At 67.5% G+C, this 10054-nt stretch carries 8 protein-coding genes; 6 read left to right on the plus strand and 2 right to left on the minus strand.

Annotated elements, in window-relative coordinates; translation table 11 throughout:
- Both gabT and VNW74_RS11215 read right to left on the minus strand, forming a co-directional pair.
- On the minus strand, positions 1-1175 hold a 1175-nt coding region (gabT, locus tag VNW74_RS11205), incomplete at its 3' end, for a 4-aminobutyrate--2-oxoglutarate transaminase (RefSeq protein ID WP_325676725.1).
- Positions 1176-1367: 192 nt separating this feature from the next.
- The gene (locus VNW74_RS11215; protein WP_325676729.1) at positions 1368-2153 is read right to left on the minus strand and encodes a nitroreductase family protein; all 786 of its coding nucleotides are present in this window, start codon (positions 2151-2153) and stop codon (positions 1368-1370) included.
- A gap of 125 nt (positions 2154-2278) precedes the next feature.
- Here VNW74_RS11215 and yajC point away from each other — a divergent pair, with 125 nt between their 5' ends.
- The 6 genes from yajC to VNW74_RS11245 all read left to right on the plus strand — a co-directional run.
- Positions 2279-2608 carry a preprotein translocase subunit YajC gene (gene yajC, locus VNW74_RS11220; protein WP_325676731.1) on the plus strand — a complete coding sequence of 110 codons (330 nt, stop codon included), beginning with the start codon at positions 2279-2281 and terminating at the stop codon, positions 2606-2608.
- Between the two features lie 98 nt (positions 2609-2706).
- Complete coding sequence (secD, locus tag VNW74_RS11225; protein ID WP_325676733.1) at positions 2707-4611, plus strand: protein translocase subunit SecD; 1905 nt, start codon at positions 2707-2709, stop codon at positions 4609-4611.
- 4 nt (positions 4612-4615) lie between these two features.
- Positions 4616-5869, plus strand: a complete 1254-nt coding sequence (gene secF, locus VNW74_RS11230; protein WP_325676735.1) for a protein translocase subunit SecF — start codon at positions 4616-4618, stop codon at positions 5867-5869.
- A gap of 5 nt (positions 5870-5874) precedes the next feature.
- On the plus strand, positions 5875-7539 hold the full coding sequence (locus VNW74_RS11235) for an ABC transporter substrate-binding protein (RefSeq protein ID WP_414686657.1): 1665 nt from the start codon (positions 5875-5877) through the stop codon (positions 7537-7539).
- Entirely contained in the window at positions 7521-8075 is a 555-nt protein-coding gene (locus VNW74_RS11240; protein WP_325676739.1) for an adenine phosphoribosyltransferase, read from the plus strand. The genes VNW74_RS11235 and VNW74_RS11240 overlap by 19 nt, the downstream gene beginning before the upstream one ends.
- 120 nt (positions 8076-8195) lie before the next feature.
- Positions 8196-10054: RelA/SpoT family protein (locus tag VNW74_RS11245; protein ID WP_414686658.1), on the plus strand; the 1859-nt coding region annotated here is incomplete at its 3' end.

Below are 10054 nucleotides of genomic sequence, written 5' to 3' on the forward strand. Positions count from 1 at the left end.
GCGTCGGGCTCGGCGTTGTCGGGTTTCACGAACTCGACGGCGATCATCGCGCCGCGGCCACGTACATCGCCAATCCGATCGTCGGCGGCTTGCAGCGCGAACAGCCGGTCCTTCATCAGCCGTTCGATCTGACGGGCCCGCTCGAGCAGCCCGTCGGCCTCGATGGTGTCGATGGTGGCCAGCGCGGCCGCACAGGCGACCGGGTTGCCGCCGAACGTGCCGCCAATGCCGCTGGTGTGCGGGGCGTCCATGATTTCGGCGCGGCCCGTCACGGCCGAGAGCGGCAGGCCGCCGGCGATGCCCTTCGCGATGCAGATCAGGTCGGGCTCGATGCCCTCGCGTTCGCAGGCGAACCACGCCCCGGTCCGCGCGATACCGGTCTGTACTTCGTCGGCGACGAAGACGACGTTCTGCTGGCGACACCAGTCCAGCAGCGCGGGAAGGAATCCCTCGGCTGGGACGATGAAGCCGCCTTCGCCCTGGATGGGCTCGATGACGATGGCGGCCAGGTTCTCGGCGCCGACCTGCTTGGCGATGACGTCGATGGCACGCTGGGCGGCCAGCTCACCGTCGGTGGCCAGTTCCTTGTCGATCAGCCCGTCGCGGAACGGATACGACAGCGGCGCCCGGTAGATCTCCGGCGCGAACGGCCCGAAACCGCTCTTGTACGGCATCGACTTCGCCGTCAGCGCCATGGTCATGTTGGTGCGGCCGTGGTAGGCGTGGTCGAACGCCACCACTGCTGGCTTGCGGGTGTACGACCGAGCGATCTTGACGGCGTTCTCCACCGCCTCGGCGCCGGAATTGAAGAGCACCGAGCGCTTTTCACCCGAGCCGGGCGTGAGCCGGTTGAGCTGTTCGGCCACCGCGATGTACTCCTCGTACGGAGTCACCATGAAGCAGGTGTGGGTGAAGTCGGCGACCTGCGCGCGTACCGCGTCGACGACCCGCGGTGCCGAGTTGCCGATGGTCGTCACGGCGATGCCCGAACCCAGGTCGATGAACCGGTTGCCGTCGACGTCCTCGACGATCCCGCCGGCGGCGCGGGCCGCGAACACCGGCATGGTGTTTCCGACGCCGTGCGACACCGCCGCGGCTCGGCGCCTGGTTAGCTCCAGCGATGCCGGACCGGGGATTTCGGTGACCAGGTGGCGACTCTGTTCGACAGCGGACACGTCAGCAGCGTAGCCCGGCGACGATGCACGCCGCGAGCCCGAAATCAGCCTGCGGCTGTGTGGCCCAACTCTCGGCACACATTGGTTGTCGGGTCCCAATACTGGCCGGGGTCGCAGTTCAGTGGCTGCGGGCCTTGGCCCAGCGGGCGGCATATATTCGCCGTCGGATCCCACCACTGGCCCGGGTCGCAGTTAGTCGGATCCGCCGAGCCCACGGCCGGCATCGCCGCGACTGCTGCCATCGGTATTAGCGCCATCGCGGCGACTGCTGCTAGACGTCGAACGATTTTCCTCATCTGCAGACCTCCCAAATGTCGGACCGTCGATCGAATCGACCGTAACAAAGGAGCTGACAGGCTGGCGGCGTAGCCGGCGCGGCTGCCGCACCGGATACCCCAGCGCGATCACCGCGGCCAGCGCCAGCGGGTCGGCGGCGCCGAGCACGGCCTTCACCTGCGGCTCTTCCCGAATCGCAATCGTGGTGATCACACCGCCGAGGCCCTCGTCGCGGGCGGCCAGCAGAATGCTCCACGCGAACGGGTAGATCGAGGCGCCGCCGGCGAAGGTGTACCGGTCCGCGTCGCGGTCCACTGCCGCCAGCCGCGATAGGTCGGCGAACAGCGCGAGCAAGACCGGCGCTTCGTCGAACCTTTCGGCGAATTCGCCTGGCGCTGTAGGGCTTTCGGTCTTCAGGGCCCGCGCTTCGGCGTCGCGGTCGTTGGTCGGTGCCCACGGCCGCAGCCCGGCGGCGTGCAGGGCCAGATAGTCCGCGGAGCCCCGCAGGTAGCAATCCCGAAGGCGGCGGCGCCGTTCGGGATCCCTGACGACCACGAGCCGCCAGGCCTGCGCGTTGCCACCACTGGGCGCGAACCGGGCGGTGTCGAGCACCCGGGCCAGCACGGCGTCGTCGACGGACTGGTCGGTGAATTCGCGGACCGCCCCGGTGGTGCGCAACGCCTCGCTGAGTTCGAAGGTCATGACGCGGTTGTCCCACTCTTGAGCAGGCGCGTCAAGACGCCGTGCCACACTGGTAGCTGACGCGGTTCGTGGCCCGATCCGGTCCGAAGCCGACTCACAGACCAACAGGAAAGATCGTCGCCGTCATGAACCAAATGGTTGTCTTTTTCCCGCTGCTCATCGTCATGGGCGCATTCATGTTCTTCGCGTCGCGGCGCCAGAAGCGCGCGATGCAAGCCACCATCGACCTGCACGAGTCGCTGCGCGTCGGCGACCGGGTGCACACCACCTCCGGGTTGCAAGCAACCATCAAGCGCATCACCGACGACACGGTGGACCTCGAGATAGCAGCGGGCGTCGTGACCACTTGGATGAAGCTGGCGATCAGGGACCGCATCGAGCCGGAGGTGCTGGACACCGAGGCCGAGGAGGCCGACGATCTAGCCGACGACCCGGAGCGACTGCCCAAGGACTAGGGTTGGCGGCCCGCCACGTACCCTTTGCGGTGCGGTCGAACTGATCGGCGCGCGAAAAGCGAGCGGCGGATCGCGCATGAGCGGAGGAGAGTCAACACGTGGCATCGCCATCGGCGCCGGTGCACCCTGCCCGCTACCTGACGATATTCCTGATCCTGCTCATCGGCGCCTACCTGCTGGTGTTCCTCACCGGAGACAAGCGGGCCGCTGCGAAGCTCGGAATCGACCTGCAGGGTGGCACCAGGGTCACGTTGACCGCACGGACCCCGGACGGGTCACGGCCGACACGGGAGGCGCTGTCGCAGGCGCAGTCGATCATCAGCGCCCGGGTCAACGGTCTGGGTGTCTCGGGTTCTGAAGTCATTGTCGACGGAGACAACCTCGTCATCACGGTGCCTGGTAAGGACAGCAGCGAGGCGCGCAACCTGGGCCAGACCGCACGGTTGTACATCCGTCCGGTGATCAATGCGCTTCCGGCGCAAACCGCTCCACTGCCGGGGAACCCGCAACGGCTGCCCGGGCAGCACGCACGACCCAGGCTGCCGCTTGGACGACAGCCCGGCGGACCCATACCCGGCGGCCCCGCGCCCGGTGCTGCCCCAGGCGGCGCGCCCGCGCCGGGCACTGCACCGGCCCCCGGCAATGGGCCCGGAGCGGGAGGGCCCGCGGAGCTCCCGTCCGGAGGCGACGGCGGGGGCACGGGGAGCCTGCCCATGCCAGGCGAGTTGCCGCTGCCGGGTGAGCCGGCGCCGGCGCAGCCGCGGCCTTATCCGCTGGATCCACCACCGACGCCGACACCGGCACCGGCGCCGCCGGCGGCTCCGGCACCCGCCCCGGTGCAGCCCGGGCCATCGGATCCGCGGAAGGATCTGGCCGAGCGCATCGCCAAGCAACGGGAATGGCGTCAGAGCACCAACAAGGGTGTGCAGTTTTTGGCGCTGCAATACGAGGCCACGCAGTGCAACCGCGAGGACATTCTGGCCGGCAACGACGACCCCGACCTGCCCCTGGTGACCTGCGACAAGGACCACAAGGAGGCATTCCTGCTGGCGCCGTCGATCATCAGCGGTGACCAGATCGAGAACGCCAGCTCGGGCCTGGACCAACACAGTGGCGGCTACGTCGTCGACGTGCAGTTCAAAAGCGGGGCGGCCAACACGTGGGCGGACTTCACCGCCGCGCACATCGGCACCCAGACCGCGTTCACCCTGGACTCGCAGGTGGTCAGTGCGCCGCAGATCCGCGAAGCCATCCCGGGCGGCCGCACCCAGATCACCGGCGGCGACCCGCCATTCACCGCGAGCACAGCACGCCAGCTCGCCAACGTCCTCAAATACGGCTCGCTGCCGCTGTCGTTCGAATCGTCGGAAGCTCAAACCGTTTCGGCGACACTAGGATTGACCTCGCTACAGGCGGGCCTGGTCGCCGGCGCGATCGGACTGGTGCTGGTGCTGCTGTACTCACTGATGTACTACCGGGTGCTGGGTTTCCTGACGGCCTTATCGCTAGCAGCTTCCGGCGCAATGGTTTTCGCGATCCTGGTACTTCTGGGCCGATATATCAACTACACCCTCGACCTGGCCGGTATCGCAGGTTTGATCATCGGTATCGGGACGACGGCCGACTCCTTCGTGGTGTTCTTCGAACGCATCAAAGACGAGATCCGCGAAGGCCGTTCGTTCCGGTCAGCGGTTCCCCGCGGGTGGGGGCGAGCCCGCAGGACGATCTTGTCGGGTAACGCGGTCACCTTCTTGGCCGCGGCCGTGCTGTACTTCCTGGCTATCGGCCAAGTGAAGGGATTCGCGTTCACCCTGGGCCTCACCACGATCCTCGACACGTTCGTGGTCTTCCTGGTGACGTGGCCGTTGCTGTACCTGGCATCCAAGTCGGCGACGCTCGCCAAGCCGGCATACAACGGCCTGGGAGCCGTGCAGCAGGTCGCGCGTGAACGCAGGGCGGTGGCGTCCAGAACTTCCACGGCGTACTCGACGGGACGGGGGTAGCGAGATGGCCGACGAGACGACTGCCGTCGAACTCACCGACGACACCGCCACCGTCGTGGGTGCAACCGGGGACGACACCGGCGCCGACTTGCCCCGCCACAGCTTCTTTTCGCGCCTCTACACCGGCACCGGCGCATTCGAGGTCGTCGGCCGGCGCCGGATGTGGTACGCGATCAGCGGCACGATCGTCGCGATCGCAATCCTCAGCATCGTGTTGCGCGGATTCACCTTTGGCATCGACTTCAAGGGCGGCACCACCATGTCGTTCCCGCGCGGAGATGCCCAGGTGAGCCAGGTGGAGCAAGTGTTCCGGCAAGCGCTGGGCAGCGACCCCGAATCGGTCGTGATCGTCGGCAACGGCGCCGGAGCAACCGTGCAGATTCGTTCCGAGACGTTGTCCAACGACAAAACGGAGAAGCTGCGCAGCGCTTTGTTCGACAGATTCCAGCCCAAGGGCGCCGACGGTACGCCCAGCAAGCAGGCCATCTCCGACTCAGCGGTGTCCTCGACTTGGGGCGGTCAGATCACCAAGAAGGCGGTGATCGCGCTGGTGGTGTTCCTGGTGCTGGTCAGCCTCTATATCACCGTTCGCTACGAGCGCTACATGGCGATCTCCGCGCTGACGACCATGTGTTTCGACCTGACCGTCACCGCCGGGGTGTATTCGTTGGTGGGCTTCGAAGTCACCCCGGCCACGGTCATCGGCTTGCTGACGATCCTGGGTTTCTCCCTGTACGACACCGTCATCGTGTTCGACAAGGTCGAGGAGAACACCCACGGCTTCCAGCACACGACCCGGCGTACCTTCGCCGAGCAGGCCAACCTCGCGGTCAACCAGACGTTTATGCGATCGATCAACACCAGCCTGATTTCGGTGCTGCCGGTGCTGGCCCTGATGGTGGTGGCGGTGTGGCTTTTGGGTGTGGGCACGCTGAAGGACCTGGCGTTGGTGCAGTTGGTCGGCATCATCGTCGGCACGTACTCGTCGATCTTCTTCGCCACCCCGCTGCTGGTCACGCTGCGTGAACGCACCGAGTTGGTGCGGACGCACACGCGCCGGGTGGGCAGGCGCCGCGGTCCCGGTCCGGAGAAGGACGAGACCCGCGCCGAGTCGGCGCATCAGGAGCCGGGCGAGCAGGCCACCGCGGCCGTCGCGGCCGCAGCCAGCCCGGCTGCCAGCAAGCCGGCCCCGGGCGCGCGTCCGGTCCGGCCGGGCGGCGGCCGTCACCGTCCGACCGGCAAACGAAACAAGCGGTAGCCACGGTGGCTGCCCGGCGTTGGCGTAGAACCGCCAGCTTGTTGACGGCCGCGCTGGTGGCAGCCGCGCCGGGCACATTGACGGCTTGCTCGGGAAGCGCCGCCGGGCAGGTCGACTACATCGTCGACGGCACCCTGGTCACCTATAACAGCAACACCGTCACCGGCGCCGCCTCGGCGGGAGCGCAGGCGTTCGCGCGCACACTCACCGGATTCGGCTACCACGGTCCCGACGGTCAGATCGTCGCCGACCGCGACTTCGGCGCGATATCGATGGTCGGTGGTTCACCGCTGGTGCTCGACTACCAGATCGCCGACAACGCCGTCTATTCCGACGGTAAGCCGGTCACCTGCGACGACCTGGTCCTGGCGTGGGCGGCCCAATCTGGTCGGTTCCCCGGCTTCGACGCCGCCAGCCAGGCCGGCTACGTCGACGTCACCGCCATCGACTGCCAACCGGGACAGAAGAAAGCTCGAGTGTCGTTTGACCCCGACCGCAACATCGTCGACTACAACCAGCTCTTCGCAGCGACCACGATGATGCCGTCGCATGTCATCGCCGACGAGTTGGGGATCGACGTCACCGGGGCGCTGATGCGCAACGACCTGCCGGCGATCGGGCGCATCGCGCGGCTGTGGAACACCACATGGAACCTCCAACCCGGCATCGACCCGGGCGCCATCGCCAAGCATTTCCCATCGTCGGGGCCGTACAAGATCGAATCGGTGTTGGACGGCGGGGCGGTGGTGCTGGTCGCGAATGACCGCTGGTGGGGCGCCAAGCCGATGACCAAGCGGGTCACGGTGTGGCCGGAGAAGGTCGACATCCAGGATCGCCTCAACGACAAGAGCGCCGACGTCGTCGACGTCGCGGACGGATCGTCGGGAACGTTGGCCACCCCGGACACCTACCGTCGCACCGATTCGCCGTCGGACGGCATCGAGCAGTTGATCTTCGCGCCGCATGGCCCGCTTTCGGAGGTCCCGGCGCGCCGCGGGCTGGCGTCGTGCACGCCGCGTGATGTCATCGCGCGCGACGCTCGGACGCCGATCGCCAATGCGCGGCTGCACACCGCGGCCGAAGACACCATCGGACGGGCGGAAAACGTCGTCGAGGCGGGCCAATTCCTGAAGGCGAACCCCGAGGCCGCGCGCGCCGCATTGCACGGGAAGCCGCTGACCGTGCGGATCGGCTATCGGGCGCCCAACGCGCGGCTGGCCGCCATCGTCGGTGCAATCGCCAAGGCCTGCGCCCCGGCCGGTATCACCGTCTCCGACGTCACCTCCGACTCCACCGGCCCCCAGACGCTGCGTGACGGGAAGATCGACGTCCTGCTGGCCAGTACCGGCGGCGCGACCGGCAGCGGTTCGACCGGGTCGTCGGCGATGGACGCCTACGCCTTGCATACCGGCAACGGCAACAACCTGCCCGGGTACACCAACGGTCAGATCGATGGGATTATCAGCGCGCTCGCGGTGTCGGCCGACCCCGCCGAGTTGGTGCGGCTGCTGGCTCAGAGCGCGCCGGTGCTGTGGAACGACATGCCGACATTGCCGCTGTATCGCCAGCAGCGGACCTTGTTGGCGTCGAAGAAGATGTACGCCGTCAGCAGTAACCCCAGCCGCTGGGGCGCCGGCTGGAACATGGACCGATGGGTCCTGGTGCGGTGACGACTGAGGGCGCCGATTCGGTGGCTGACCTCATTGCATTGTTGACCCGGGAGGTCGCAGATTTCCCAACGGCCGGAGTCGAGTTCAAGGATTTGACGCCGTTATTCGCCGACCGCCGCGGGCTGGCGGCGGTGACCGATGCGTTGGCCGGCGTGGCGTCCGGGGCCGACCTGATCGCCGGTATCGACGCTCGCGGATTCCTGATCGGCGGCGCCCTCGCTGCGCGTCTGGGCACCGGCGTGCTGGCCATTCGCAAGGGCGGCAAGTTGCCCCCGCCGGTGCGCGCCGAGCAGTACCAGCTCGAATATGGCAGCGCCCGCCTGGAGATTCCCGCCGAAGGGATCGAATTAGCCGGTCGCAGCGTTGTCATCGTGGACGACGTGCTGGCCACCGGTGGGACGGTGGCGGCCGCGCACAAGTTGCTCGTGCAAGCCGGCGCATTGGTGACGACGGCCGCGGTGGTGTTAGAGCTGAGGGCGCTGGGCGGTCGTGATCGGGTAGCGCCGCTGCCGGTGCACAGCCTGCGCGTCATGTAGGCCGGCGCCGAAATGTGCCGGAGCGGCGGGGCACTCAGAATTGAGCGATATCCTTGAACGGCGGAGGTGACGATCTTGGCGGACGATAAGGGCACGGCGGTCCAGCCGCCCACCGAACCGCTGCAGGTCGCCGACCTACCTTCGGCCCCCGAGCCGACGGCGGCCGCACCCGCGATAAGCCTCAAGACGTCAAGCAGCGCCTCGCGTCGGGTCCGGGCCCGATTGGCCCGGCGGATGACCGCCCAGCGCGGCGCGGTCAGCCCGGTGCTCGAACCACTGGTGGCGGTGCACCGCGAGATCCATCCAAAGGCTGACCTGTCGTTGCTGCAGCGGGCCTACGAGGTCGCCGAGCAACGGCACGCCACCCAGCTGCGCCATTCCGGGGACCCCTACATCACCCACCCGCTGGCCGTGGCGAACATCCTTGCCGAGTTGGGCATGGACACCACCACGCTGGTGGCCGCGCTGCTGCACGACACCGTCGAGGACACCGGTTACGCGCTGGACGCACTGTCCACGGATTTCGGCGACGAGGTCGGCCATCTCGTCGACGGGGTGACCAAGCTGGACCGGGTGGTGCTGGGCAGCGCCGCCGAGGGCGAGACGATCCGCAAGATGATCACCGCCATGGCGCGCGATCCGCGGGTGCTGGTGATCAAGGTCGCCGACCGGCTGCACAACATGCGCACGATGCGCTTCCTACCGCCGGAGAAGCAGGCCCGCAAGGCCCGCGAAACGCTGGAAGTCATTGCACCGCTTGCACATCGGCTGGGCATGGCCACGGTCAAATGGGAACTGGAGGATCTGTCGTTCGCGATCCTGCATCCCAAGAAGTACGAGGAGATCGTGCGGTTGGTCGCCGGACGAGCCCCGTCGCGCGACACCTATCTGGCCAAGGTGCGCGCGGAGATCACCGCGACCCTCAACGCGTCGAAGATCAACGCGGTGGTCGAAGGACGGCCCAAGCACTACTGGTCGATCTATCAGAAGATGATTGTCAAAGGCCGCGACTTCGACGACATCCACGATCTGGTCGGCGTCCGCATCCTGTGCGACGAGATCCGGGACTGTTACGCCGCTGTGGGCGTGGTGCATTCGCTGTGGCAGCCGATGGCCGGGCGGTTCAAGGACTACATCGCCCAGCCCAGATACGGTGTGTACCAGTCGCTGCACACCACGGTGGTCGGGCCGGAGGGCAAGCCGCTGGAAGTGCAGATCCGCAGCCGCGACATGCACCGCACCGCCGAATACGGCATCGCCGCGCACTGGCGCTACAAGGAGGCCAAGGGACGCAATGGACTTCCGCATCCGCACGCCGCCGCGGAGATCGACGACATGGCCTGGATGCGTCAGCTACTCGACTGGCAACGGGAGGCCGCCGACCCGGGCGAGTTCCTGGAGTCGTTGCGTTACGACCTTGCGGTGCAAGAGCTTTTCGTGTTCACCCCCAAGGGTGATGTCATCACCCTGCCCACCGGGTCGACGCCGGTGGACTTCGCCTACGCGGTGCACACCGAGGTCGGCCACCGCTGCATCGGCGCGCGGGTCAACGGGCGGCTGGTCGCGCTGGAACGCAAACTCGAGAACGGGGAAGTCGTCGAGGTTTTTACGTCCAAGGCGCCCAACGCGGGGCCGTCGCGGGACTGGCAGCAGTTCGTGGTGTCGCCGCGCGCCAAGGCCAAGATCCGGCAGTGGTTCGCCAAGGAGCGTCGCGAGGAGGCGCTGGAGGCCGGCAAGGAGGTCATGGCCCGCGAGGTGCGCCGCGGCGGACTTCCGTTGCAGCGCTTGGTCAATGGCGACTCCATGGGAGCGGTGGCCCGCGAACTGCACTACACCGACGTGTCGGCGATGTACACCGCGATCGGTGAGGGCCACGTGTCGGCGCGCCACGTCGTGCAGCGGCTGCTGGCTGAGCTCGGCGGCATCGATCAGGCCGAAGAGGACCTCGCCGAGCGGTCCACACCGACCACGATGCTGCG

It is taken from the genome of Mycobacterium sp. (genome assembly GCF_035570115.1).
Classification (GTDB): domain Bacteria; phylum Actinomycetota; class Actinomycetes; order Mycobacteriales; family Mycobacteriaceae; genus Mycobacterium.